The organism is Paenibacillus illinoisensis NBRC 15959, assembly GCF_004000925.1.
Classification (GTDB): domain Bacteria; phylum Bacillota; class Bacilli; order Paenibacillales; family Paenibacillaceae; genus Paenibacillus; species Paenibacillus illinoisensis.
Map to the genome: position 1 here is coordinate 185,879 of NZ_BIME01000007.1, position 24,479 is coordinate 210,357.

Sequence of the window (24,479 nt, forward strand, 5' to 3'; positions counted from 1 at the left end):
AAGCCTCTTAAGTTTCGCTGTCTACCAAATAATTACATACCAATCTATAACACAAAAATAGGAATAAATAAGGCCGGAAGCAGTTTCAAAACTTTGATCTCCGTAAACTTCAGGACGTTCAATCCGGTACAGAGCGCCAGAATACCGCCAATCAGCGTGATTTCGTTAATGATGTTGGTCGTCATGTATACGGATATGAAATCAGCCGAGAAGAAGACCAGCGCTTCGATGACAAATAAAATAATCGCTGAAAGCATGATGCCAAAGCCGAAAGAAGAAGCCAGAATTAATGCCGTAATGCCTGAGAAAATGGTGTTGATCTGCAAAAAGGTGTTATCCCCCTGCAGTGCACTTTGCAGCGGTCCGAGAATCGGTATCGACCCTAAGCATAATAAAGAGATCGCAACCGTTAATCCTTCATTCAGTCCATTGGATGAGAAGCGGGTCATGATTTTGGACAAGATCTGGTCGAAATTAATCAGTTGACCGATAATGCCGCCTACCGTAAGAAAGATAACAAACATGACCTGATACTGGCTGGTGGAGATACTTTCCATCGTTGTACTGATTCCGATGATAATTGCGCTGATCCCAATGACTTGATACAGGATGGCTTTATATCCGTCATTGACAAACGTTTTGGTGATCGCTCCAAGAGTACTTCCGAATACAATGGAAAAGCAATTGACTAATATTCCTAACATGATTTCACTCCTGAATTCACCAAACCGAGTTTAGAACATCGTCTACTTGCTGTATTCTCGTCACAGATGGTGTTTGAATTAGATTTCCTTTGACCATGACCATGCGTACACCGGATAATGCTTCAATGTTTTCCAGTGGACTCTGGTCCAGCACGATCAGATCTGCCTGTTTTCCGATATCGACCGTTCCTGTAACGTCCTCAATGCCCAGAATCTTCGCGTTGGTTCGGGTCACCATATCAATCAGCTGTTTGTTGCTAAGGGTAGTCTGTTTGATGTAATAATCCATTTCTCTCCACATGTCATAGTGAGTCACGTACGACATGGCGGCATCGGTGCCAACACCGATGGTAATGCCATTTTCGATGGCCTGCTGGGCACCTTTTAACATGGATGTATACACGAGTCTGGCGTTTTCTTTCACGGTTGCACTCACCTTCGTTACTCTCGAATCGAGCAGAGCAGAGGGATAAGCCGCCAGAAAGGTAGGAATGAGCGCAGTATAGCCATTCAGGGCATTTGGATTGTTTTTGAACAAACGGATAATCTCGTCATCCATCTCGGAGCCGTGCTCAATCGTATCCACGCCGCCTTTTAATGCAACTCTGACACCTTCCGTGCTTTCCACGTGAGCTGCCACCCGCAGCCCGATTTTGTGGGCTTCATCGCAGATCGCGGCAACTTCCTCGACCGTCATCTGCAAACGGCCAGCTTCGCCGACCATTTTGGCATCCGTCACGCCGCCCGTCACGCAGATTTTGATGAGATCCACGCCGTTCTTCACATTGATGCGTACATTCTTTCGAGCTTCCCAAGGGGAGTCCCCAACGAGAGCAAGGAAAGGAGCACCATGTCCTCCTGTTACACTTAGGAAAAATCCAGAAACAAGCAGATTGGGACCAACGAAGTCACCGTTATTAATTTCATCCCGCAATTTTACATCGGTATAGAAGAATTCGCCGACACTGCGCATCGTGGTTACGCCCGCGTGGAGTGCGGTCAGGGCATTGCGTTTCATTCGTTTTTTCAGAACGTTTTTGCCGAATTTCGTGTTCAGGATTCGATCATAGGCGAAGTGCAGCATGCCTTCGCTGACCGACAGGCTGAAGGGCTTACCATCCGCAAAGAGATGGACGTGAGCGTTGATCAAGCCAGGCATCACATATTTTCCCGATAGGTCGATGACCTCATAGTGGCTCGGAATGGCCAGTTCACTTGATTTTCCAATCCCCTGAATCAGCCCTTGCAGCCCTTGCTCATTGACCAGGACGGTCATATTTTTCTCCAGATCGCGATTAAGGTCTCCATGAATCAGATGGCAGTTCTTTAATGCATAAGCTGTGTTCGTCATTGGGTGTTCCTCCTTGAAATGAGCATCGAATTTAAAATTGAATTATTAATTCATTTTTGAATCAAAAAAAATAAGGGGGGGTGGATTAGGCATTTTTTTGGCGTGCGGACCAAGTACGTTTGTTGACCTGATCTGCACGCAGTGCCAGCTAGGCGTATAGCTTATTCGCTCAAACTCTTCATGCCGTATAACCGGTATACATATAATGCTTCAAAAATCTGCTTGCGGCTGTCCTCGCTCATGTCCCGTTTCAACAAATCCAGGTTCATGTCGATCACATTGTGTGCGAGGATATCGAGCAAGATCAGGTGTTCTTCCATTCCAATCTCATAATGCTTGTACTGCTTTTTGAGATAGGCTTTCTTGGTTTCGATCATAGTCTCGACGAGCTCGTTCTTGGCGTTGGTGTAGATCGTTCCTTTGTTCTTTTCGAAAATGATGATGATCTGGTTCCGGTATTTGCGCAATACGTCGACCTGTTCCTGCAGCAGTGCCGATTTCCTTTCGCTGTCCGTATCCGCCTCGAACAGGTTCTGGTTATCGAAGTGAATGGTATCGACCAGCACTTTTTTCAGGTAATCCACCAGATCGGGCGGCACGGCTGCGTAGAACAGATCCTTTTTGTTTTTGAAATACGTATAGATATTGCCTACCGAAATATTGATTTCATTTGCAATGTCGCTCATTTTGGCATCCACAAAACCTTTCTCGTAGAACACCTTGAGCGCCGCGTATTCAATTTCTTTCCTGACTTCGTCTTTCTTGGCTTGCACCATTGAGAACGACTCCTTAATAATGAATGAGTGATTCGTTATTAGAATAGTCCTTTTGGGATGGGGTGTCAAATGGGAGACGATAGAATTTTAATCTAACTAAAACTACGATTTCAGCAGTTATAATTTATTGAGCTCACACACGTTACATAATTCCCAGCACTGGTAAGTACTTAATCGTTATAATACTAAAAAAAATGTTATGCTGTTTAACTTGTATATATCTCACATTGAATTTAAGAAGTTTATATGGACTCACTACAGTATTAACTTAAGTGAAGTCTGAGCGGTTTTTATTCTGAATTAGAAGAGGTGAAGTCCGTGGACGCCATCGAAAATGAGTACTATTATGATGGAATCAAATTCTTGGAATATACAAACTTCAAAATTTTCAAATCTGTTATAGAGGAAAGTACTGGGCATAAGGGCATTGAGGATAATTTCACTGATTATTATTCTAATTTGTTGAACACTTACGGAAATGATCCTATAAAGTTAGTACATATTAAAAGGCTTTTTTTTGAACACATTGTGTATGGCCGATTGACTAACATTTATTTATATAGAATAAGCACTTCTGCTTTCACAAAACAATTTTTTTTCAAAAGAGTATCCTTATTGATTGATGAATTTAAAATTAATTTATCAAATTCAATACATAAATATCTATCTAGAGACGGTTTTTATTTAATGGATTCAATTAATGTTACTAAGTCTGGTGCAAATTTCATAGCCGGTTATGATTATGATAGCCAAGGGGATAATGTAGTTTCTGCCAGATTTTTATTCGGAAGAAATGTATTTAAGAAACATAGCGATAAGAGTGAATTTTTGTTAGGAGCAGTTGAAGTGAACTTTGAGGAAGGAACCTTTACAATATATACAAAGAACCCTGTAGGGCTAACACAAAATGGGGAAAAAGAGGATGAAATAGAAGAGGAGTCTAGTTATTCTATCTCTAATTATTATAAATTCCTTAAAGATAAAGTTTCTGAATTGCTTAATATTTCAATTATACCAACTTCTTCCGATAAAGATCAGAAAGGAATGTATAATTTTTGCAAGTCACTTTTTGATCAATTAGTAGAAGAACCAAAGAAACTGGTTTTTGAGAATATGAATGTACTAATTAGTAAAAAAGTCAAACAACTAATGAAAAAAATAGCTGAATTAGGTGAAAAACCTACAAAGAATGAAGGTAAAGCTTTAGAAAAAAAGATGGAAGCACTATTGCTTGGTGTTTATGTGAGTACCAATATGGATGAAAATTCATTAAGACTTAAAGCTAGAGAACTATCTTTATTAGGATACCCTTTGAAGATAAATTACAAGAATTCTAGAACTAATAGAAGTTCAACTGGAACCTCCACCGTAAAAAAGCCGATTGCAAGTTCAGATACTCTTTATAGTTTATTAACTGACTTTGAAAGCACAAGAAAATTAAATAAATGGTCTATGGCGTGGTTTTACGATTTGAAAGATGATTCTGATGATGATGCTATTCAAACTGCCATAGAATCTAATAAAGTATGTTTAAAAATCACTTTAATTGCTACCAGACATCATAATAAGGAGATTTTACACCATGTCATTAGAAACGTTAATAAATATCGTTAGTACAGAAAGTGATGAAAGTACTAAAGATGTGCTCATTTGCCTTAATAAAATACTTGATGAGTTTGGAACAAATCCATTTATTGATGATGATATAAATGAAATATCTACTGTCGGTGTATTATTATGTGAAAAACTCTATTCTGACGGGCTTTTACAAGTTTCTTTTTCATATTCTTGCAACGATTTAGATGAAGAGACAGAAAGCCTTTCTCATAATTGTAAATACTGTGGAGAGGTACTCCATGAATCTATTGATTATCATGATGTTACGAGAATTTATAAATTTTCAAGAACAAGTTATGATGAGATACTTGAATACAATTATATTCTTAATGAAAATAAATATTTCATACCTGAGCTTTATCGTAATTATGATAATTTAGTTAATGAAATAGACAATGTGGTTCCCTTCCTAGGGTCAGGAGTCTCAATGCCTTTTAATTTGCCTAATTGGGAGGGACTCTTACGTGGGCTAGAGGATTTCCTTTCGGAGGAATTCCATAAAAAATATTATAATGAACTAGTCTCTGACGGTTCATATTTTGAGGCGTTTGATTTGTTATTGGAAAAATCTATGAATGTATCAAACGAGGACCAGTTAAAAGACGAAATTGTACAAGTTATTTCACAAGCTAATATGGATATTGCTGATGACGAACATAATATTTCTGATTTAATAAAATTGAACTCACACTATTATATATCAACAAATTATGATCTTATTTTTGAGCATTTTCTAACAAATGAGGATGGTTATAATACGCCAGTCTGTATGGATGAGATTGGGAACTTAAGAAACATATCCACTACGGGCAATAAAGTTATTCATCTACATGGTCACATTAACAGAAAATCAAGCATGGTAGTAACAAAAAAAGATTATTCCAAACTTTATAGTAGAAAAGGAATACTCGTACAATTAGCTGCAATTTTAGGGAATAAATCATTGCTTTTTATAGGGTTTTCTTTTAAAGATAAATTCTTCAATGATATATACGACAAGTTAGTGAATATTTTGAAAACGCATCATTATATTGTATTGTTTAATCCTGATTTACAAGAGATAAGAGAATTAAATAAGAAAAATATCAAAGTTATTGGACTTAGAGTTAATGATGGTGACTATATAGATGCCATAAGAACATTAATTAATTTTATCGTGAGAAAGGTTAATTAATATTTTAAATACCATATTATTCGAGATTTATAATCTCCCTAATATCATCAATATCCAACGCTTCTGCGATCCGCTCAATATGAGCAAAGTTAATGTTCTCGCGCTTCCCTGACTGCAACTCACTTAACGCAGCATGGCGAATATCAGATAACCGTGCCAACTCGCGCAGTGAAATATTATGTTTTTCTGTGAGTTTATGAATATTGACGACGACTTTCTTAGCCATGAGTATCACTCCTAAAATTTCCATGTGGTCTTGACGTTACGCATGAACGTACCATATAATTTTTGTATATCTGGTACTCTTATGCGTACCAATTTTAGGGGTGGTGACATGACAAGTACCAACGGCGAAGAGCTATCTTCGCAGTACGCACAACTCATCGAACAGGAAGACGATTACGTAGACCAACTTGTCACATGCAACAAACTCATCCTGGATTCCATGGACATCATCGCTAAGCGGGCGGGGGTACTGCACATGGATACTGTAAAACAGGCAGCATATCACCTTCATGCCATGGAGCAGGATCTGAACCGAAAGTTATTCGAAGTCCGACTGAAGAAGAGCATCTTAGCGAATCGAATGAACCAGTCTATATAAAATTACACTCTAATAAGGGACAGATCAGGATCATTTTATGATGATCTTGGACTGTCCCTTTACCTTTCCTTGAAAAATCACGCTTTCAATTAAGCATTGACTTTCCCGTTGTGTCCCCCTAAACTTCAATTATTAAAATACTTTTAAAAACATTTTTTCGAATGATAAATCAATTGAAAGGAGGGTTCAATTCTACATGCAGCCTACATCACACAACACACAGCAGGTGAAGCGAATTAATGTGGAGCTGGTGAAGAACACGCTTAGATCAACCGGCGTGGGAACGAAGTCTTCCATTGCGAATCTGACAAAACTCAGTGTGGCGACCTGCGGCACAATTCTGAACGAGCTGCTGCAGACGGGAGAGATTATCGATCTGGGCCCGGATGAATCAAGCGGGGGGAGACCTGCGAGCAGATATCAATTCAATGCGGACTATGCCAGCGTGCTATGCGTGTTTATTCGAACAGAGGGCGGTGTTCACTCGATCACGCATCTTCAGGCTAATCTGAATGGCGAGATAAAGGATGAGCAGACGCTTATTTTGGATGAGATTACCGTGGCTACGGTGGAGGATTTGGCTACAGCCTTGATTGAAAAGTACAACAATGTTCAGGCGATTGGGATCGGCATACCGGGGGTGGCACACAACGGAATTATTGGCATTTGTGATGTGCCAGGTCTGGCAGGTCAGCCGCTGGGGCCGTGGCTCAAGGAGCGATTCGATGACGTCGAAGTCATCATTGATAACGACATGAATCTGACGGTGTACGGACTGTACAACGAGCAGCATTTTGAGGAAGAGAAAAACTTTGCGGTGGTCACTTTTCCAAAAAATCATTATCCCGGGGCAGGCTTCATCATTGACGGTCACCCGTTGAAAGGGAACACACATTTTAGCGGCGAGGTATCCTACCTGCCTTTTGGGGTGTCATCCGAAGAACAGCTTCAGCTGCTGCAAACTCCGGAGGGACTGCATCAGCTTGTGGTCAAAACGCTGGTATCCATCATTGTCATTATTAACCCGGCAGCGATCGTCATTACAGGAGACACGATGGACTCTGGCATGCAGCACGATCTGATCCAGAGTTGCCTGCAAACCATTCCACAGGAGCATATGCCACAAGTCATGATTCAAAATGACACACGGCGTGAATATGTTACCGGCCTGGTTGCTGTCACGTTGGAGAGCTTAACCTACCGCATCCAGTTAATCGAGAAAAAATGGTAGATCATATGTGACGAATCGTTATTTGTCTTATACAACAGGAGGTACTATTTTGAAGCAGCAAGCGAGTAAGAAAAAGTTTAATAAGATGTATGCCATGCAGCTGGCGACAATCTTTATTGGTTTTATCGTGTTTGGCATATCGGAAAATATTAAAGGGCCGGCGATTCCGCGCATTCAATTCGACTTCAATCTGGACGAGAAACAGCTCGGAACGTTGTTATCCCTGAACGCATTGGGGTATCTGATCGCTTGTTCGTTTACGGCCATCCTTGTCCGGAAATGGGGCATCAAGGCGGTTAGCATTATCTCCTTTGCCTCCATGATTCTCTCGGGTGTGTTCATTTATTTATCCCATACATATCCGCTCTTTGCATCATCGTATTTCTTCATGTACATCGGTAACGGCATGTTGGAGATTGCGCTGGCGATTCTGGGTGCTCGGATCTTTGTGAAAAATACAGGCATGATGATGAACCTGTCTCATTTCTTCTATGGTCTGAGTTCAACCGTAGCTCCGCTGCTGGCAACGGGCGTCATGTCACTGACGGTGTTTGGGCATGAACTGGACTGGCGCGGCATGTATCTGGCCATGTTGTCCCTCTGCCTACTGCCTATTATTGCGGCGATGCTTAGTACGTTTCCGGGTGATGATCTTCCGCATGAAGACCGGGTTTCCCTAAAAATGCTGACACGTGATCCGGCCATCTGGATGATGGTGCTGATTCTTTCTTTTGGCGTGGTATCCGAACTGGCCGTGGGCGGCTGGCTTGTAAACTTCCTGGAAAAGGCGTATACATGGGACACCGTGAAGGCTTCGGGGATGCTGTCTGCATTTTTCCTTAGCTTCTCGCTCGGGCGTCTGCTGCTTGGTCCGCTTACGGACCGGATTGGTTTTGTACTTTCATTGATTGTTTTCTCGGCTTTCTCAGCTATCTGTACGTTCGCGGCCATCGCGGGCGGTGAGGGGCTGGCGTTCCTGTTTGCCGTGTCTGGTGCAGGTATTGCGATGATCTATCCAACCGTGATGGCATTTATTGCGAAAAGGTATCCAAACGGAAGCGACACCGCCATTACGTTTGCCGTTACGTTGATGGGGGTCGGCAGCGTCATTGGTAACTATGCGATTGGCTGGGTTATTGAAGGCGTGAAGAACGCGTATGGTGCAGCTACTCCGTTGGGGCTGCTTCGCGGTCTGCAGGCGGGTTATGGGTTTATCGGTTTATGCGCTGTGATCTGTGCGGCGTCGGGCGTGGTGCTATTTGTATATCTGAAACGGAAGCAGGAACTGATTTAGTAATTATTCTATTTAATTTAATTATGTGAGATGGCATAGGAATCCTCGATCGAGTTAACCGGGGGTTCTTTTATTTATTGAATCTGAAATACATGATGCTATTATTTTAGCTATCAGTAGACGGATAAAATTTTCATTTTACGGACGGATTCAATGTATCTTTGTATTGTTTCATGTATATCATATGGATATACAATTGCAGGGGGGAGATGTATAATTGGAGCATCAGTCAAACGAAAGGCGTGATATTGCCATGACTACAGCCACACTCAGCAAATGGGGAAATAGTAGTGCAATCCGTATCCCTAACCAATTGCTTAAGAAACTTAATTTAGAAGAGGGCGCGGAAATAGAAATTTTAGTAACGGCAGATAATGAGCTGTTATTGCGTCCAGTATCTAAGGCAACTGAATCTAATGAGGAACTACGCTCCCATCTAAAATCGTTGCTCTCTAAAGTTAAAGATAATAAACGACATGAAGAAATAGACTTTGGCACAGAAGGGAACGAGTTACTTTGATCATTCCCAAACGAGGCGATCTGATATGGCTTGATTTCGATCCCCAAGCGGGTCATGAGCAAGCAGGGAGAAGGCCGGCTATTGTTTTATCTGAACATGAGTTTAATGAGGTAACGGGTTTTGCCGTGGTATGTCCCATAACGAGCCAAGTCAAAGATTACCCATTTGAAGTGAAGCTACCAGAAGCACTGCCAATTTCGGGTGTTGTTTTGACGGATCAGTTGAAGAGTCTTGATGTACGACAACGACGTATTCAAATTGTAAGCCATGTTGAGTCGGAATCCGAATTCATGAAATCAGTTCTACGGAATGTTCGTTCTATATTGGCATAATATAAGAATAATGATTCTATTCTTAAATCCACGTCTATCTCAATGACGTGGATTTTTTTGATTAGTATACTGGAATTCTCCTAGTGAAAAGATAGATTTTTAATCCTCTGAAAATGTTTCCCATTTATAGTATGATCATACTATCGATAGCTTATGCAAACACGTACTCTATCATCTCTGTGGCTATCGGATATATTCGGGTCATCACGAACGAGTACGTAGACCACCCTATACATAAAGCAAAGGGGATAGAGACATGGCAGTAACCTCAAATCTAGAACAGATCCGCATTATTGAATACGATCACTCCTACGCTGCCGCACTCGCAGACATGTGGAACCGCAGCAATGAAAGCTGGGGAGGAGGGACGAACCAGAGAACAGAGGATACCGTGCGCCGAGAGTTGGAGAGTTCGTCCAATCTGCATGTGTTTCTCGCGGTTCATGAGCATGAAGTGGTTGGCTTTTGCAGCTTTGCCCACTATCGTTTCGATGAAGGTGCGCTGTATGTACCGTTATTGAACGTGCGCCCCGATTATCATGGCCATAAGGTCGGCCGCAACCTGATCCTGAACGCCGTTCGCAAAACGGTGGAAGCGGGGTGGCCCCGCCTCGATCTGTTCACGTGGGCTGGCAATACCAAGGCTGTGCCGATGTACAAGAAGTGCGGTTTCTTCTGGGAGAAAAAAGAGGACAATGTGCACCTGATGAACTTCATCCCGACCGTCTTGCAGACCGAAGCGCTCGCTCCATACTTCGAGGTGTTGGATTGGTATACGGATAGTACGCGTGAACTCGTCATTGAGCCGGATGGCCGGCGGGAGCGAGGCTTTGATTTCTTTGATTACACTTGGAAAAAGGGAGACATCTCCTTGCGAGCCGAGTTCGAGAAGTCCGGTCGCGGCTTGACCGCACTCGATACGCCAGATTACGTAATCTCCACAGAGATGGATGACCATGATCTGGTGTTTGGTTCCACATACAAGGTTCGCTACCGAATCAAGAACTGCTCAGCATCTGAGCAGACGTTTGAGATCAAGGGGCAGGACAACAAAAATATTCGCTTTGCTCTGGACACCGCAAGAGAAGTGGCTCCGGGGGAGGCAACCGTTGTGGAAGGCGAGTTCCATTTGGACCCGGTCACAGAGGAACAGAACCTGATGAAGACCCACCCTGTTGTTGCCAGCACATGGCTGATTGGTGGCAGGAAAGCGGAGTTCCGCATAGGCGTTGCACCGAAGTTTCCAGCCAAGCTGAACATGGTTTTGCCCGTGAAGGAACTGTACACGGGTGTCCCGGCAGAGCTGGTTCTGAACGTGGAGAACAATTATGATGCCGAGGCCGAGTTTGCTTTTGACCTGCCTGAGGATGAATTCCTGGAATGGACAGAACCTTCGGTACGCATCACCGTTCCTGCGAAGGGTAAAGCTTCGATACCTGTATCCTTTATCCTGCGCTCGTATGGACTTTATTCGAGGAAGGTGGAAGTGACAGCTGTTCCGGCAGGTCACCAGCCAGTCGTTTTCACAAGTAAACTCTCCGTCCTCATGAAGGGAACCCAAGGGCGTTATGGCGGAGAGCATGGGGATCAATGGGTAGCTGTGAATGGCGCATTCTCCCTTCATATGAGCAGACAGGATAATACGATGTGGATCGAATATCCGGGCTCTCACCATACGTTCTGGTGGACCTATCCGAAGCTGGGTAAGCCGTTTGCAGAGGAGTTTTCCAAGAAACAAGCCAAAGAAGTCAACATCTACCCCGAAGGGGACAGTCAGGTTTTTGAAGCTCTTTATGAATCGGAGGACTTTCCTGGGTTGCAGATCAAGTCTGTGGTCCATTTGTTTGCCAGCGGCATTGCGGAATTCAACCACGTAATAATCAATACGCGCAGTACAGAGTTGGAAGATAATATGAGTTTGATGACCAACTTCGGATTCTTCGGGAATCGGCTAATTCTGCCTTATCAAGGTCGGTATGTGGACATGGGTGATACTTACTCCAGTGATCCGGGCCATTGGGATAGTGCCCAAATTACGGAGAACTGGCTTTTCTGCAAGGAAGCGTACGGAGCATGTGGTATCTATTGGGACCCTTCGTTGAAGCTGCTTCGTCCTGAATATACACTGGGGCTGGAGCATGAGCTTGGCCGTATGCCTGCAGGGGCCGTTGTACAGACCAAGAAGACTGTATTTGCGTTGAACACTTTCGTGAAGTGGCAGGATTTCCGTTCTTTTGCACGTAAAGAGCGCGATCGGATTGTACCTGTGCTGGATGACCATCTCGAACTGGCTCTGGGCGGTGGTAATCCATTTGAGGGAGGAAAGCTGCAGGCCGAATGGATGGAGCGAAAAATGATACCACTAGCCGGAAATCTGGAGCTGTATGCGCAGAACGGCAGTGCATCGGAGTTTAAAGTTGCAGATATGCAATTAAACCGGGAACAGGACCTTCGCTCTGTACACTTGGAGTTCTCCCCTGAGGAAACCGTGGCAAAGGAAAACAGTGAAAATGGCTGGAAGATTCGGGCTGTATATCGCGGAGAGGATCGGATTCAGGAACGGACCGCTCTCTGGTTTCCGAAGACGCAATCTGCCGTTAACTGTGTAATTGAAGAAGGGCAGGCAGGTCCGGTGTACAGGGTGAGCAATGGAGTTCTCTCAATAGCAGCAGCACCCGGGTTTGGGAGTGTCGTGCATTCCCTGAAGTATCAGGGTGAGGAATGGCTGGACAGTTCGTATCCGGAAGCTGCCCCACGTTCCTGGTGGAATCCATGGTACGGCGGGCTTGGTGTGGGAATCCCGGGTATGAATGGTTTTAGCCGTCAGCAGGAGCATAGAAGTACAGAATGGACGGAGCAGAAGGATGATCACGGAAACGTCTGGACAGGAATCTGCATGACGACCCGGATCGAGAAGCAGGAAGCGAATCGGGGAATCACAGTACAACAGCGTTACCTCATGCTGCCTGGCGTGCCAGTTCTCTGCTCGCTGCATTCGGTGACGAACGAAACCGGATTGATGCTGGCGGACTACTCGCTTACGGAAGATCATTTCTTCAGGCCTTCACCCATCTTTGCCGAAGGTTGGGTGGAACATCCCGAACAAGGACGGTTCTCCTTGGGGAAGGTGGATGCGGGTCTTCAATTGAAGGGACTCTTGCGAGTAGGTGCAGTTTCACGTAAAAACATGCTGCATGCCGTGGATGCCTATCCCAACCATAATCCGTCGGTATATGTGAATAACCAGGTACTCAGCCACAATGTGCATCAACATCTGCCGGTATCCAATGGGGAAACTGCCTGGATGAAACCAACTTATCTGGTCTTAGGGCAGATTCCTCTGAATGCGGAAGATGTCCGCAGCCTGTTGAAGCTATCCTTTAGGAACACAACTGTTGAAAAGGAGAGCACTCATGCCGATCATTGATATTCACATTCATCTGTCTGACATTGACAGCTTCCATCGAACGGCGATCGATCTGTCCCAAGTCGATTACTCTGCCGCCGGTCTTAAGGCGGAGTTTGACAAAAACGATGTCATTCTCGGTATTGGCATGGGAGTAACCGAGCAGACCAAGGGAGCCTTTCCGGACTCCAGTTCACCGAACCCGATGGGACTTGATCTGGAAGAAACGGTCCCGCCCTTTCTGATGGAGTGCGTCGGTGTCAATCCCAACCGGCTTGGCGGTGAACACGCGCAGGAAGAACTGGACCGCATTGAAGCAAGGCTGCAGGCTCCTGAGGTAGCGGGTATCAAGCTGTACGCGGGGTACTATCATTACTATGTCCATGACAAGATTTATACCCCGATCTATGAGCTGGCAGCCAAGTACAATATACCCGTCGTAATTCATACAGGGGACACCTATTCCATGAATGGATTGCTGAAGTATGCCCATCCCCTGACTGTGGATGAGCTAGCTTATCAACAGCGGGGAGTGAACTTCATGATCTGTCATTTGGGTGATCCCTGGGTGATGGATGCCGCCGAAGTGGTGGCGAAGAATCCTAACGTATATGCCGATTTGTCCGGCCTTGTGGTGGGTGATCGTCCCCATTTTGAACGATTCATGAATGAACCGCTGTTCATGGACCATTTCCGCCGGGCGCTGGTATATTCCGATCACTACGAGAAAATGCTCTTCGGAACCGACTGGCCGCTTGCGCCGATCGATCTGTATGCCGAATTCATCCGCAGACTTGTGCCGGAGCAGCATCATGACAAGGTGTTCTACGAGAATGCATTCCGTTTATTTCCGCGCATAGAGCAGCGAATTGCACAGCTGGGTTAAGAAGAAAGGTTACTAATAAGATGGTAAACACTGTCGATACGACGTTTGCGTTCACTATGAGTCAATGATCACAGAAAAGCTCCCGCCACATGTATGGCAGGAGCTTTTTTGAACGCAAGAAGCATTGTTAACGTTATCCAAGCGCCTTGGATATTCCCAGTAATTCTACGAGCTTCTGCTTGAAGCAGGGAAGAGAACGGATCAGACTGGAAGAAACAATTTCCGTGGCAACTCGACTATGTGGTGCCGACTGGCAATATCGGACAGATTCCAGTCAGGCTAGCAGAAAATCTTATTATAGAACAAACGGAGCCCCTTTCATTTTAGAGAGAAAAAGAGGGGCTTTTCTGTTGCAGGAAAAATCTAGTTGCGTTATCAGATTTCATTTACATACGAGCCTTTTTGGCAGGAATTCGAATGGCCGATGGCTCTTCCTTGGGACGTTTTAAATACTCTTTGCTCGGCTTATGCAGCAGAAGGAACGGGATGGAACATAGATATAACGTTTGACCCCAGGTGGGAGGCAGGGCTATGCCCAGCAGTAACGCCAAAATCAGCGCAAATATGGTTCTGGTGTACCTACGTTGGGTGATGCAAACCACGATCCAGATCGCGGGAAGGCCAAGCAAAATAAACCGGGTAATGGCATCCGCTAGTACAACAGGAGCGTTATCCAGTGTGCCGCTGAGAAACAAGGAGATTGCTTTCAAAAGGGAGTACCCCTCATAGACAACTTTGAGGCAGAGTAGAGAGTAAAAGGCATTAAACCATTTTGGCATTTTCATTCTATTCACAGACTCCATTCTAGAACTAAATCTATACTTGCAAATCCCGCTTGGAATACTGCCGCACTTGAGCCTCCTGCTTGAGATACATCTTGCTCGGTTTGTGGAGCAGGAGTACAAGCAGCATGAACAAATGCAGAACGACTAGAAAATTCTGAAGCAATCCGGCAGTGAACAAAAAGGTAAGACTCATAAAGGTCATGGTCAGTTTATATCTTCTTTTTGCAATGAATATCATGGTCAGAATCGGGGGTCCCAGGATCAGCAGAATACGAACTCCTGCATTCGTGAAGTAAGCGACCTGATCAGATAGCGGAAACGCGGCGTAATCTGCACTATGCAGCAGGATGTCGTACATTAAAAAGCCCATGGAAATCCCGATGTAGATCGTCTGCACCCCAAGCAGCGCGCGTATGACGTTTAATAATGTGGGCATCTTCGTATTCAATTTCATTTCTCTCCCTAATGAATATGTAGTTCTTTAATTATACGTAAGTGATGTCATATTTTGTATTAAACCAAAGTCTATATTTGTTAATCGGTTGCCGTCTCCTTTGTCCTAGAAAGATTCTGGGGAAAGGGCGTCAGAGGTACTGCACGAATATGAAAACATCATTGCAAATGTTCTATATCACTGGACAATGTACAGATATGCAGACGATTGAACATGTCGGACAGAACAACCGCAGCGCACAAGAGGAAGTATCAGCTTCAGTTGAGGAAGTGACCGCAACGATGCAGGAGCAAGCGGGGATGACAGAGCATTTGGCAGAGATGGTACAGACCATTGATACATTGACCAAACGGCTTGCAGCGGAAGCGGCGAAGTTTAAAACGAAATGACCCGATGAATTAACAATGAAGTAACCAAAATAAACTAAATAAAATGAAATAACCTATCTGCTTTAAGCAAGTATCACAAGAATCATTTTTTGATATTAAAAGTGTTCATGAAGAAGACGTGCAAGGACGCCAATCGATAAGGATTGATGATGTCCCTGCATGTCTTTTGAATTTATAGGGATGATGAGAAGCCAGTCTTGGCAAATCGGGACAGGGCAAACCGTCCAATATCTTGATCCGTATGTCCTGTCTGGACCAGATCGGACAGGATCTGGCCAATTGCGCTTGCAAATTTGAATCCGTGACCCGAGAATCCGCCTGCCAGCCAAACATGCTCATGCAGCGGGTGACGATCAATAATAAAGTCCTCGTCAGGCGTCATTTCGTATTTGCATACACTGCCACGCTTCAATTGGCCTGCCGCCTGTGGCATGCGAAGCTCAAGCAGTCTCCGCAGTTCACCCTCGTCGGTTTCATCCGTTCCGAACGGTGTCTGTGCTTCTCCTGGCGTCCATGTAGGTCCTGTATCATGACGGCCAATCTTCACTCCGGCTCCGCCGATGCTGGGGAATCCGTAATAGATCCCTTCCCGTTCGGATATCGTGAAACCAGGGAAATGTTCTTCGCCGAACAATGCTTCCGGTGCATCGAACCATCCTACCGTTTTGCGAACGGCCCGGATCGGGAGATTCACAAACGGTTTCAATGTCTGAAACCAGGCACCTGTGCTGAGTATGAGCTTACTTGCGTGATACGTATCTCCTCCAGCGGTTTTTACGGATACGGACTGAGGCCCGCACTCGACATGTTCCACAGGAGTATGCGTCAGCAGAGTAGCACCCGCTTGTTCTGCGGCTTGCCGATACGTCTGAATGCAGCGTTCACTGAACAGATAACCAGCATCCGGTTCGTACATGCCTTCATAATGTTCAGGTATGGTAATCCCTGACCAGCGCTTCATCACTTCATTTGCACGCAGCATCTCATACCGGACTCCGGCATCATCTGCATGAGTCAACCGGTCGCGAAACGTATGAAATTCTGGATCAACCAGGTTGATGACTCCTGAACGAACAAATAGAGTATTACCGGTTATATCCTCCAGCTCCTGCCATAAATTCTGGGCAAGAAGCGCCATCGCGATATAATCAGGTCCCCCGCTGTAAACATGGCGTATTAATCGGGACTCTCCATGATGGCTCCCTTCGGTATGTGGGGGATCAAAAGCATCAATCATCAGGGTTTTTAGCCCGCTTCGTGCCAGATAATAACCTGCACTCATCCCCATGGAGCCTGCTCCAACGATAATGACGTCATAGAATGGTGTGATAAGAGCTCCTCCTCTCGCGGATTGATTAGGCTTGATTAGCTTACATGATAATGTAGACGCGAAAGCGAGTTTGGTCAAGAGGCAGCTTATAGAGAATGGGAATACGACAATAGAAAAGTTCGATTAGAAATGGAGTTGTATGCAGTCCAAGATAGTGGTAGAGTTTTGAACCATACATTCCGACCGGATTAATTGGCTTTAGCGACTGGATTAACCCGGATTCTGATAAAGGAGAGTGAATTCAACGTCAATCGAACGCGAGGAAACATCTTCATTTCCCAGTCCGACCTATGCCGAAATTGTCCTAGAACCCGCCTATAACCTGGCCAGACAGCATCTGCTGAACCCCATGATGGCCGTAAACAAAGCACATCTGATTATGCTTCGGGAACAACGCATTATATCTGAGCCTGAGGCCCTTCGCATCGCTTCAGCCGTTCTAAATCTTCAAGTGAATGAACTTCGGACCAGTACCTATTCATCCCGGGTGGAAGACCTGTTTTTTCAGGTTGAATATGAGCTGGAGAAGCTTGGCGGAGAATGCACCGGAAATTTGCATGTAGCCAGGAGCCGCAACGATATGGGGATAGCCATGTATCGTATGGTGCTGAGAGAGAAGCTGAGCACGGCCATTACTTCAGGGTTGTCACTGCACCGAAGTCTCAGAGATTTTGCATCACGTCACATTCATACCCTCATGATTGCACATACCCACACACAACAAGCCCAGCCCACAACACTTGCTCATTACATCTGTGCCGTTGGTGATTCACTGGAACGCGACCTCGGGCGATTGAAAACAGCCTACGCAGGCTGTAACCGCAGCAGCCTAGGTGCCGCGGCGCTTACCACTTCCGGCTTTCCGATCTCTCGGGAACGGACCGCTGAGTTACTTGCATTCGATGACGTTATTGAAAATGCCTACGACGCTGTTAGCGGTGCAGATTATGCAGGAGAAGCCGCTTCTGCCGTACAGCTTGCGGCAGTCCATCTGGGACGTCATGTTCAAGATCTGCTGCTGTGGTGTACGCAGGAATATGGCGGAATAATGGTTGCCGCACCTTACGTCCAGATTAGTTCCATCATGCCGCAAAAACGAAATCCGGTTTCCCTTGAGCATGCCCGTTCACTCCTCTCCAGTGCCAAAGGGGATGCAGCCACCGTTCTTGGCATGATGCATAACACCCCTTTTGGTGACATTGTGGATACGGAAGATGATATGCAGCCTTATCTGTGGAGAAGTCTCAGCACACTGGAGTCCGTATACCGTTTGCTATCCGAAGTCATTCGTTCACTCAGGGTGAATGAGGAACTGCTTCGTGAGCGGGCCGAGAACAGTTTCGCCACAGTAACCGAACTTGCGGATACGCTCGTCCGCACGGAAGGGTTGTCATTTCGACAATCACACTCCATTGTGAGCCGTTTGGTTAACCAGTTGATCGAATCCGGTAAGCCAATCTCAGGCTTAACCTGGGAAATCTTCGAAGCAGCGGTGCATAGCATGGCGGGCAAACCACTCGTTCTGACGCGGGAAACTTTGCAAAAGACAGTATCCCCGCAGTATTTTGTTCACATTCGGAACATCAAGGGAGGACCCAGTCCGGATGAAGTTCATAGAGCATTGCCGGGTCAAGAAACAAGGCTGGATGGGCTTGAAGCATGGAGCCGCAATACCATCAGCAAGCTCAGTTCGGTAGATGAGAATCTGAATCGAATTCTGAACGGGTGGCTTAACGAAACTTAAACGAAAGGAGCAAAACGATGTTCTCCAATCCTGATTTCCAAGTGTTTGATATCCATGCACATCTTCCATACAAACTGCTGCTCTCCCAGCATAAAACACATGAGTTGATATCGCGTTATGGGCGAGAGCGGAGTGAGCGCATGCGACTTTCATGGGATTTTCCCGAAGGGGAGTTGGCGCCAGAGATTGCGGCAAGACCCCTGATTGACCGGTGGGTGGATGAATTGGATAAATACCATATTGGCGGGCTTAACTTCCTGACAGCTCTGGATAATGACAAGCTCGCCGAGCAGATATCCCGGTATCCGGACCGCTTTACCGGCTTCGCCTGTCATCCGATTGAGGATGAAGATGCGGCTGCCGAACTGAGACGTGCGGTTGATGAGTTGGGGCTGCGGGGATACAAGCTTTTTGGACCACTAACCCAGATTCCTTTTGACTCACCTTCCCTTGACCCGGTGTGGGAGTTTCTTGCCGAACGCCGACTTCCTGTATTGATTCACTTTGGCCTGTTAGGCCATGCGGGAGGCATCGTGCATCATCCTAATATCAATCCGCTTGCGATTTTTAACACGGCTCGGACATATCCGGATATTCCGTTTATTATCCCCCATTTTGGGGCGGGTTACTTTCAGGAATTGCTCCATTTATGCTGGAGCTGCCCTAACATTTACATCGATACCTCGGGTTCCAACCAGTGGGTGCGCTGGATGCCATATGAGCTGAACCTGGAGACGTTGTTCCGCAAAACCTACGAACTGCTCGGCCCGGAACGAATCATTTTTGGGACGGATGCAAGTGGATTCCCTCGGGGTTATCCGTATCGCTATCTGCAGGATCAGGTTCGGGTCTGCCGGGAACTGCGTTTCCATGAAGCGGATATCGAGCTTATCTTCGGAAATAATGCAAGGCGGCTGCTCAATCTGCATGCTCTGAATCAAGTCGGAACCAATGCGGGAAACCATCGGAGTGAATAACATTGATCTGAAGGAGAAGGGGAGTGGTTTTGTTTTGTCGATATCACGTATGAATCCATGGAAACAGCGCAGAGGCCTGCGATTTTTGGTTGTAGGCGTTCTTTTATTAAGTATTACGGCTTGTTCAGCGAAGACATCCGGCGAGACGCTGGAGACGGGTACAGCTTCGAATGGCGAGTCCGAGCTGGTGACCATCGAATATTGGCAGTATGAGTTCCCGGCCAAGGTGGAGCTAATGGATACGTTGATCCAGGAATTTGAAAGTGAACATCCCGATATTAAAGTCAAACAAACCAATTTTCCATATGATCAGTACAATCAAAAGGTGGCCACGCTTGTACCTGCTGGCAAAGGGCCGGACGTCATTAATCTGTATTACGGCTGGCTGCCCAAATACGTGCAATCCGGTTATTTGCAGCCCTTGCCGGAAACTGAATTTCCGGATATAGCCGATCGATTTTTTCCTTTTGTCGAGACAGCCAGGCTGAACGGAAACTACTACGCTCTGCCTACGGGGGTAAGAACACTGGGATTGTTCTATAACAAAGACCTATTTGCCAAGGCAGGATTGGATCCTGAGAAACCGCCCGCCACTTGGGAAGAGCTTGTCGCTGATGCCAAGGCCTTGACGGAAACGGATAAAAATGGACAGTTTGTCATCGAAGGCTTTGCCTGGGAACCGGGTTCCCAGCTACACCACTGGTTCCGGGACGGATTGCTGTATCAGGCGGGAGGCAAGGACACCAGCGAGGATCGCCGTCAGATCCTGTGGAACGAATCACCTGCCGGACTGGAAGCATTCACGTATCTGGTTGATTTTGCAACCAAGCACAAGGTAGGCATTAACGGCTTTTATACCGATGACGCTAATGCATTCAAAACGGGGTATGCCGCCATTAACGTGGACGGTTCGTACCGACTGGGCTCCATCAAGAAGGACGCACCGGATTTGAATTTTGCTGTCGCCCCCTTGCCCGCATATAAAGGAAAATCAACACAGGCTTCATTCTGGGCCAATGCCATCCCTGCCAATGTGACCGGGGAGAAGCTGGAGGCCGCAACGACATTCCTTCAGTTTCTGATCAGTAAAGGAGTTCAGGAGCAATGGGTGGAGAAAGTGGGTGAACTGCCTGCCCAAAAAGAGGTGGCCCTTCAGGATAAATATGTTAACGATCCGCTGCTGGGCCCTTTCATCTCTCAACTCAACGATGCCAACGCTCACTTCTTCATTGATGAGACACAGGAGCGTACACTGTTTGTGAATGCGGTGGATGAAGTGCTGCTGAATGGTGTTTCAGAGGAACAGGCCTTTCATGATCTGGTGACCAAAACGCAAAAGCTGTATGACGATTATTGGGCAAAGCAGGATAAGCAAAAATAAGGCCTGATCAAGGAGGCTGGCAAAATACATGAGAACCACTGGCGTAATCCCTTCGCGGCCGAAGCGGCGGTTGTTTTCCGAACGGGGATTAAGAAAGCTGAATTACAGGCAGAAGAGGCTGCTGTTCATTTATAGCGGATTGCTGCTTCCGCTGCTCTACTTTGTCGTGGTCCGCATCCTGCCTATCCTGTATTCCTTCAATGTGAGCTTTCGCGAATGGGGCATGCTGTCACCAGACAAACCTTTTGTAGGTTTGAACAATTACGCGACGCTGCTAAGCGACTCACTATTCCTCAAGGCATTGATGAACACGGGAATCTATGTCGTAGTAGGTGTACCTGCGCAGTTAATTGCGGGATTAATTGTCGCGCTGCTTCTGCAGCAGGTGGTTAAAATGAAGGGCTTGTTCAGAACGGCCTATTTCATTCCGTATGTAACCAGCGTGGTAGCGGTAAGCTGGGTATTTCGGTGGCTGCTGATGAAAAATGGGATTGTGAATTCCCTGTTTATCGAGGCAGGTCTTGGCCCTCAGTCTTTTCTGTACTCACCCTCCCAAGCCATCTTCTGGATCATCACGGTGATGGTCTGGCAGAATATCGGGTTTCAAATGCTGATTTTTCTCGCGGGGTTGGAGAATATTCCGAAGATGTACTATGAGGCAGCTTCCATTGACGGGGCAACAGCCTGGCAAAGGTTTGTACATATTACCCTGCCTCTGCTGAATCCGGTGATGCTGTTGTCTGTCGTTATGGCAAGCATCGGGTTTCTTCAATCCTTCACCCAAGTGCTGAATATGACAGGTGGTGGCCCGCTGGATTCAACCATATCGGTTGTATTACACATTTACAATTTGGCCTTCAAAAGTTTTGACATGGGCATGGCTTCTGCAGCAACCGTCATTCTGTTTGCTATCATTCTTGTGCTGACTCTGATTCAGCTAAAAGTATTGGGAAGTCGTTATAAACAGGATTGATATGAAAGGAGGCATGCTGTCAGGATGAGCAGAGCTTCTGCATGGCCCGCATCCAAAGCGACTGTACACTGGAAACGCTCCGGGTCCCTTATCAGTTACATTTTGCTTACACTCGGTCTTGGTATCATGGTGTTCCCGTTCCTGTGGATGATCTCTACGTCGTTTAAGACACTGGATGACATTTATTCATTGAGCCTGACCCCCTCCCGGTTCACCTGGGAGAATTATGCGACCATGTTTCGGGAAACACCATTTCCGACATGGATGCTGAATAGCCTGTATATTGCTGTCATTGCCACCGCAAGTGTGTGTATATTTGATTCCATTACCGGATACATTTTGGCCAAATTTTCATTTTGGGGGAAGCAAGTCATTTTTGTGCTGATTCTCAGCACACTAATGGTTCCGACCGAAATGCTGATCATTCCATGGTACCTGGTATCCAGCAGTTTTAACGGTATGGACACGTATTGGGGCATTCTTTTTCCGGGTCTGATCTCGGGCTTTGGCATTTTCCTGATGAAGCAGTTCATGGAATCCTTGCCCTCGGAGTTACTGGATGCTGCGCGGATTGACGGTATGGGCGAATGGGGCATTTTCCTTCGGATTGCCGTTCCGCTGGTGAAGCCGGCGCTGGCAACCCTGTGCATTTTGACGTTCCTCGGCAGCTGGAATTCATTCATCTGGCCGCTGATTATTACACAGAGCGAGGAGATGTTTACGATACCGGTTGGAATGGCCTTCTTTTCCAGCGAAGCCAAAGACAGCAGCAACTGGGTGCAAATTATGACAGGTGCAACACTTTCTGTCCTTCCCCTTATTATCCTTTTTCTGTGTTTCCAGAAACAGATTATTCGCGGCATTGCGACAACGGGTCTCAAATAGGTCTAGATCCGGTACAAATATAGTTTTCCATGCCTTCCATAACAAAAGCCGGTCGCTCCAACGGGAGTGCCGGCTTTTGCATATGTGTTTAAGCGTAGTAAAATAAATCAGCGGACAAACCAACTGAGCGGCTCGGGTGAAGAGTTGGCCGTATCCCGAAGATCATGGACCTTGACATGGCTGCTATAGATCATGGAATCACTGGTCAGCCGGTACGAAGGGAAGCTGTTCTCCGATTGCAGACGCAAGTTGGACTCGAAGTATATCTGCTGCTGTTTGTTGATGAGAAAAGGGAGCGCACCGGATTCAATCGGAATGTCATCACTATCCGGTTCGTTAACGATCAGGAGGACCGCAGTGCCATCGCATCCGCATCCATCGGTGTCATAAAACAGCTTTAAATAGCCTGGCCGATCTCCCAGCATCGCGTTAAGTCTTGATTCTGCCAGCGGGCTGACCTGAATGATCATAACGTAAGTTCACACTCCTCTAATCACCATATGAATTCGCTTACAATCTAATATATGGGCGAGTGATGTAAAATAGAAGGAGTATCCATGCCAAATTCAAGGAAAAATGAAGACGAATTTGCTCCATGTACAAGCTTGGAAGTCATACATAAATCTTAATCGCAGTTTAGAGTACTTTTATACAAAAACACGGACATTTTTCGTCAGCGAAGGAGGCGAATTTGCATGAAAATCTTGAACCTGAACGACCAGCCGATCGAACCGTATGATTACCTGAATGCCATCCCCGGGGGAGAGGTCGCAGAGGCACAGCTGCCCATATATCATGGTACGGTTTCCGGGCTGCCGGAGGGTATAGATGCACTTATTGTGGCTTCGGATCTGCAGGGCATTGTGCCTGTGCCACGGATGGAAACGCACATGATGACAGCCGATGCAGCGGCTGAATCTGACATGGATGTATTGCTCGGTGTAATGCTGCCCGCCCATGTTCGGCTGCTGCTGGAAGTGGAATGGCCGGAGGTTGATCCGGATCGTGTGGGAGTGTTACTGTGCGGAGACCTGTATGCCCGGCGCGGCAAAAGGGGAGCAAGCGGCAATCCGGTTCCCGTCTGGCTTGCCTTCCGGGAAGCCTTCGGCTGGGTTGCCGGCGTGGACGGCAACCATGATCTCACCGATGAAGCAGGCGCTCATCGGCTGCACAGCGGCGAGGGCATCCACTACATGGATGTCCCAGCCGTTATTGGCGCAGGCCCGCCACCGGTTGGCCCTGCGTCGCATGCTGCCGCCCAGTCACAACTGCTGCGCATCGCTGGCCTGGGCGGCATTATCGGCAGGCCGGACAAGCCGAACCGGCTGCCGGAGAAGCACTACCTGCAATCCGTGAACAAGCTGCTGAAGCAGCTTGTTCACGGATTGCTTGCTGCTGCACCAGAGCCCGGGCATTCCTGAGCTTGGGCTCATGGGCGAACCGCTGATCCGGCAGGCCCTGGAGGCCGGGCCGGAGACGGTCGTCTTTTGCGGACATACCCACTGGGATACGTCCCTTGTGCAGCTGGAAAACGGCACGCAGATCGTGAATGCCGACAGCAAGCTGTTTATTTTGACACGCTATATAAGTTGAACTAACCACTTACACAATAACGGAGAGGACAGAACCAATCTGTAGAAGCGTAGCGTTCGCCTTTATCCCCGGA

Annotated in this window: 25 protein-coding genes; 17 read left to right on the forward strand and 8 right to left on the reverse strand. The window is 46.3% G+C overall.

The genetic code is table 11. From position 1 onward, the window contains the following. Positions 1-44: 44 nt before the first annotated feature. From PIL01S_RS18200 to PIL01S_RS18210, 3 genes are all read right to left on the reverse strand, one after another. Complete coding sequence (locus tag PIL01S_RS18200; protein ID WP_127538739.1) at positions 45-704, reverse strand: DUF554 family protein; 660 nt, start codon at positions 702-704, stop codon at positions 45-47. 16 nt (positions 705-720) lie between these two features. After that, the gene (locus PIL01S_RS18205) at positions 721-2,055 is read right to left on the reverse strand and encodes a metal-dependent hydrolase family protein (RefSeq protein WP_127538740.1); all 1,335 of its coding nucleotides are present in this window, start codon (positions 2,053-2,055) and stop codon (positions 721-723) included. A 161-nt stretch (positions 2,056-2,216) separates the two neighbouring features. Beyond that, positions 2,217-2,831: a TetR/AcrR family transcriptional regulator gene (locus tag PIL01S_RS18210; RefSeq protein WP_127538741.1), complete on the reverse strand. Its 615-nt coding sequence runs from the start codon at positions 2,829-2,831 to the stop codon at positions 2,217-2,219. Between the two features lie 318 nt (positions 2,832-3,149). Between PIL01S_RS18210 and PIL01S_RS18215 the strand changes: the two genes are divergently transcribed. Further along, complete coding sequence (locus tag PIL01S_RS18215; protein WP_127538742.1) at positions 3,150-4,445, forward strand: hypothetical protein; 1,296 nt, start codon at positions 3,150-3,152, stop codon at positions 4,443-4,445. Next, positions 4,414-5,622 carry an SIR2 family NAD-dependent protein deacylase gene (locus PIL01S_RS18220; protein ID WP_127538743.1) on the forward strand — a complete coding sequence of 403 codons (1,209 nt, stop codon included), beginning with the start codon at positions 4,414-4,416 and terminating at the stop codon, positions 5,620-5,622. Before PIL01S_RS18215 ends, PIL01S_RS18220 begins: the two co-directional genes overlap by 32 nt. A 16-nt stretch (positions 5,623-5,638) precedes the next feature. On the opposite strand, the gene PIL01S_RS18225 is transcribed toward PIL01S_RS18220, so the two are convergent. After that, positions 5,639-5,848, reverse strand: coding sequence for a helix-turn-helix domain-containing protein (locus PIL01S_RS18225; protein ID WP_127538744.1), 210 nt, complete (start codon positions 5,846-5,848; stop codon positions 5,639-5,641). Positions 5,849-5,956: 108 nt separating this feature from the next. On the opposite strand from PIL01S_RS18225, the gene PIL01S_RS18230 reads away from it, so the two are divergent. The 7 genes from PIL01S_RS18230 to PIL01S_RS18260 all read left to right on the forward strand — a co-directional run bounded on the left by PIL01S_RS18230 (position 5,957) and on the right by PIL01S_RS18260 (position 13,895). Next, on the forward strand, positions 5,957-6,226 hold the full coding sequence (locus tag PIL01S_RS18230; protein WP_127538745.1) for a hypothetical protein: 270 nt from the start codon (positions 5,957-5,959) through the stop codon (positions 6,224-6,226). Positions 6,227-6,422: 196 nt separating this feature from the next. Further along, on the forward strand, positions 6,423-7,457 hold the full coding sequence (locus tag PIL01S_RS18235) for an ROK family protein (RefSeq protein WP_127538746.1): 1,035 nt from the start codon (positions 6,423-6,425) through the stop codon (positions 7,455-7,457). Positions 7,458-7,542: 85 nt separating this feature from the next. Beyond that, on the forward strand, positions 7,543-8,751 hold the full coding sequence (locus PIL01S_RS18240; RefSeq protein ID WP_127538864.1) for an MFS transporter: 1,209 nt from the start codon (positions 7,543-7,545) through the stop codon (positions 8,749-8,751). Between the two features lie 217 nt (positions 8,752-8,968). Beyond that, positions 8,969-9,271 (forward strand): AbrB/MazE/SpoVT family DNA-binding domain-containing protein, encoded by a 303-nt coding sequence (locus PIL01S_RS18245; protein ID WP_127538747.1) that lies wholly within the window; start codon positions 8,969-8,971, stop codon positions 9,269-9,271. Further along, entirely contained in the window at positions 9,268-9,603 is a 336-nt protein-coding gene (locus PIL01S_RS18250; protein ID WP_127538748.1) for a type II toxin-antitoxin system PemK/MazF family toxin, read from the forward strand. Before PIL01S_RS18245 ends, PIL01S_RS18250 begins: the two co-directional genes overlap by 4 nt. Positions 9,604-9,859: 256 nt before the next feature. Further along, positions 9,860-13,030, forward strand: coding sequence for a GNAT family N-acetyltransferase (locus tag PIL01S_RS18255; RefSeq protein WP_127538749.1), 3,171 nt, complete (start codon positions 9,860-9,862; stop codon positions 13,028-13,030). Continuing rightward, positions 13,017-13,895 carry an amidohydrolase family protein gene (locus tag PIL01S_RS18260; protein ID WP_127538750.1) on the forward strand — a complete coding sequence of 293 codons (879 nt, stop codon included), beginning with the start codon at positions 13,017-13,019 and terminating at the stop codon, positions 13,893-13,895. Before PIL01S_RS18255 ends, PIL01S_RS18260 begins: the two co-directional genes overlap by 14 nt. A gap of 386 nt (positions 13,896-14,281) precedes the next feature. On the opposite strand, the gene PIL01S_RS18265 is transcribed toward PIL01S_RS18260, so the two are convergent. Both PIL01S_RS18265 and PIL01S_RS18270 read right to left on the reverse strand, forming a co-directional pair. Then, complete coding sequence (locus tag PIL01S_RS18265; protein WP_127538751.1) at positions 14,282-14,680, reverse strand: hypothetical protein; 399 nt, start codon at positions 14,678-14,680, stop codon at positions 14,282-14,284. A 31-nt stretch (positions 14,681-14,711) separates the two neighbouring features. Further along, on the reverse strand, positions 14,712-15,128 hold the full coding sequence (locus tag PIL01S_RS18270; protein WP_127538752.1) for a hypothetical protein: 417 nt from the start codon (positions 15,126-15,128) through the stop codon (positions 14,712-14,714). A 155-nt stretch (positions 15,129-15,283) separates the two neighbouring features. Here PIL01S_RS18270 and PIL01S_RS18275 point away from each other — a divergent pair, with 155 nt between their 5' ends. Next, positions 15,284-15,523, forward strand: a complete 240-nt coding sequence (locus tag PIL01S_RS18275; protein WP_127538753.1) for a hypothetical protein — start codon at positions 15,284-15,286, stop codon at positions 15,521-15,523. A 172-nt stretch (positions 15,524-15,695) separates the two neighbouring features. On the opposite strand, the gene solA is transcribed toward PIL01S_RS18275, so the two are convergent. Continuing rightward, positions 15,696-16,853, reverse strand: a complete 1,158-nt coding sequence (gene solA / locus PIL01S_RS18280; protein WP_281280811.1) for an N-methyl-L-tryptophan oxidase — start codon at positions 16,851-16,853, stop codon at positions 15,696-15,698. Between the two features lie 235 nt (positions 16,854-17,088). Between solA and argH the strand changes: the two genes are divergently transcribed. The 5 genes from argH to PIL01S_RS18305 are packed head-to-tail and all read left to right on the forward strand — an operon-like array spanning position 17,089 to position 22,813. Then, entirely contained in the window at positions 17,089-18,597 is a 1,509-nt protein-coding gene (argH, locus tag PIL01S_RS18285; RefSeq protein WP_127538755.1) for an argininosuccinate lyase, read from the forward strand. Between the two features lie 17 nt (positions 18,598-18,614). Then, positions 18,615-19,574, forward strand: a complete 960-nt coding sequence (locus tag PIL01S_RS18290; RefSeq protein ID WP_127538756.1) for an amidohydrolase family protein — start codon at positions 18,615-18,617, stop codon at positions 19,572-19,574. After that, complete coding sequence (locus tag PIL01S_RS18295) at positions 19,567-20,955, forward strand: extracellular solute-binding protein (RefSeq protein ID WP_246058442.1); 1,389 nt, start codon at positions 19,567-19,569, stop codon at positions 20,953-20,955. Before PIL01S_RS18290 ends, PIL01S_RS18295 begins: the two co-directional genes overlap by 8 nt. A gap of 28 nt (positions 20,956-20,983) precedes the next feature. Next, positions 20,984-21,928 carry a carbohydrate ABC transporter permease gene (locus tag PIL01S_RS18300; RefSeq protein ID WP_127538757.1) on the forward strand — a complete coding sequence of 315 codons (945 nt, stop codon included), beginning with the start codon at positions 20,984-20,986 and terminating at the stop codon, positions 21,926-21,928. Positions 21,929-21,952: 24 nt separating this feature from the next. Further along, entirely contained in the window at positions 21,953-22,813 is an 861-nt protein-coding gene (locus PIL01S_RS18305) for a carbohydrate ABC transporter permease (protein WP_127538758.1), read from the forward strand. Positions 22,814-22,920: 107 nt separating this feature from the next. On the opposite strand, the gene PIL01S_RS18310 is transcribed toward PIL01S_RS18305, so the two are convergent. After that, on the reverse strand, positions 22,921-23,283 hold the full coding sequence (locus PIL01S_RS18310) for an iron-sulfur cluster biosynthesis family protein (RefSeq protein WP_127538759.1): 363 nt from the start codon (positions 23,281-23,283) through the stop codon (positions 22,921-22,923). 225 nt (positions 23,284-23,508) lie between these two features. On the opposite strand from PIL01S_RS18310, the gene PIL01S_RS18315 reads away from it, so the two are divergent. Beyond that, complete coding sequence (locus PIL01S_RS18315) at positions 23,509-24,234, forward strand: hypothetical protein (RefSeq protein ID WP_127538760.1); 726 nt, start codon at positions 23,509-23,511, stop codon at positions 24,232-24,234. Next, positions 24,188-24,406, forward strand: coding sequence for a metallophosphoesterase family protein (locus tag PIL01S_RS18320; RefSeq protein WP_127538761.1), 219 nt, complete (start codon positions 24,188-24,190; stop codon positions 24,404-24,406). The genes PIL01S_RS18315 and PIL01S_RS18320 overlap by 47 nt, the downstream gene beginning before the upstream one ends. Positions 24,407-24,479: the final 73 nt, after the last annotated feature.

Excerpts from the sequence above, each read along its gene's own strand:
- PIL01S_RS18310 (WP_127538759.1), bottom strand. The coding sequence starts at position 23,283 with ATGATCATTCAGGTCAGCCCGCTGGCAGAATCAAGACTTAACGCGATG.
- PIL01S_RS18290 (WP_127538756.1), top strand. The coding sequence starts at position 18,615 with ATGTTCTCCAATCCTGATTTCCAAGTGTTTGATATCCATGCACATCTT.
- PIL01S_RS18315 (WP_127538760.1), top strand. The coding sequence starts at position 23,509 with ATGAAAATCTTGAACCTGAACGACCAGCCGATCGAACCGTATGATTAC.
- PIL01S_RS18235 (WP_127538746.1), top strand. The coding sequence starts at position 6,423 with ATGCAGCCTACATCACACAACACACAGCAGGTGAAGCGAATTAATGTG.
- PIL01S_RS18205 (WP_127538740.1), bottom strand. The coding sequence starts at position 2,055 with ATGACGAACACAGCTTATGCATTAAAGAACTGCCATCTGATTCATGGA.
- PIL01S_RS18200 (WP_127538739.1), bottom strand. The coding sequence starts at position 704 with ATGTTAGGAATATTAGTCAATTGCTTTTCCATTGTATTCGGAAGTACT.
- PIL01S_RS18210 (WP_127538741.1), bottom strand. The coding sequence starts at position 2,831 with ATGGTGCAAGCCAAGAAAGACGAAGTCAGGAAAGAAATTGAATACGCG.
- PIL01S_RS18220 (WP_127538743.1), top strand. The coding sequence starts at position 4,414 with ATGTCATTAGAAACGTTAATAAATATCGTTAGTACAGAAAGTGATGAA.
- PIL01S_RS18275 (WP_127538753.1), top strand. The coding sequence starts at position 15,284 with ATGAAAACATCATTGCAAATGTTCTATATCACTGGACAATGTACAGAT.
- PIL01S_RS18300 (WP_127538757.1), top strand. The coding sequence starts at position 20,984 with ATGAGAACCACTGGCGTAATCCCTTCGCGGCCGAAGCGGCGGTTGTTT.
- PIL01S_RS18230 (WP_127538745.1), top strand. The coding sequence starts at position 5,957 with ATGACAAGTACCAACGGCGAAGAGCTATCTTCGCAGTACGCACAACTC.
- PIL01S_RS18240 (WP_127538864.1), top strand. The coding sequence starts at position 7,543 with ATGTATGCCATGCAGCTGGCGACAATCTTTATTGGTTTTATCGTGTTT.
- PIL01S_RS18305 (WP_127538758.1), top strand. The coding sequence starts at position 21,953 with ATGAGCAGAGCTTCTGCATGGCCCGCATCCAAAGCGACTGTACACTGG.
- PIL01S_RS18225 (WP_127538744.1), bottom strand. The coding sequence starts at position 5,848 with ATGGCTAAGAAAGTCGTCGTCAATATTCATAAACTCACAGAAAAACAT.
- PIL01S_RS18265 (WP_127538751.1), bottom strand. The coding sequence starts at position 14,680 with ATGAAAATGCCAAAATGGTTTAATGCCTTTTACTCTCTACTCTGCCTC.
- PIL01S_RS18255 (WP_127538749.1), top strand. The coding sequence starts at position 9,860 with ATGGCAGTAACCTCAAATCTAGAACAGATCCGCATTATTGAATACGAT.
- PIL01S_RS18260 (WP_127538750.1), top strand. The coding sequence starts at position 13,017 with ATGCCGATCATTGATATTCACATTCATCTGTCTGACATTGACAGCTTC.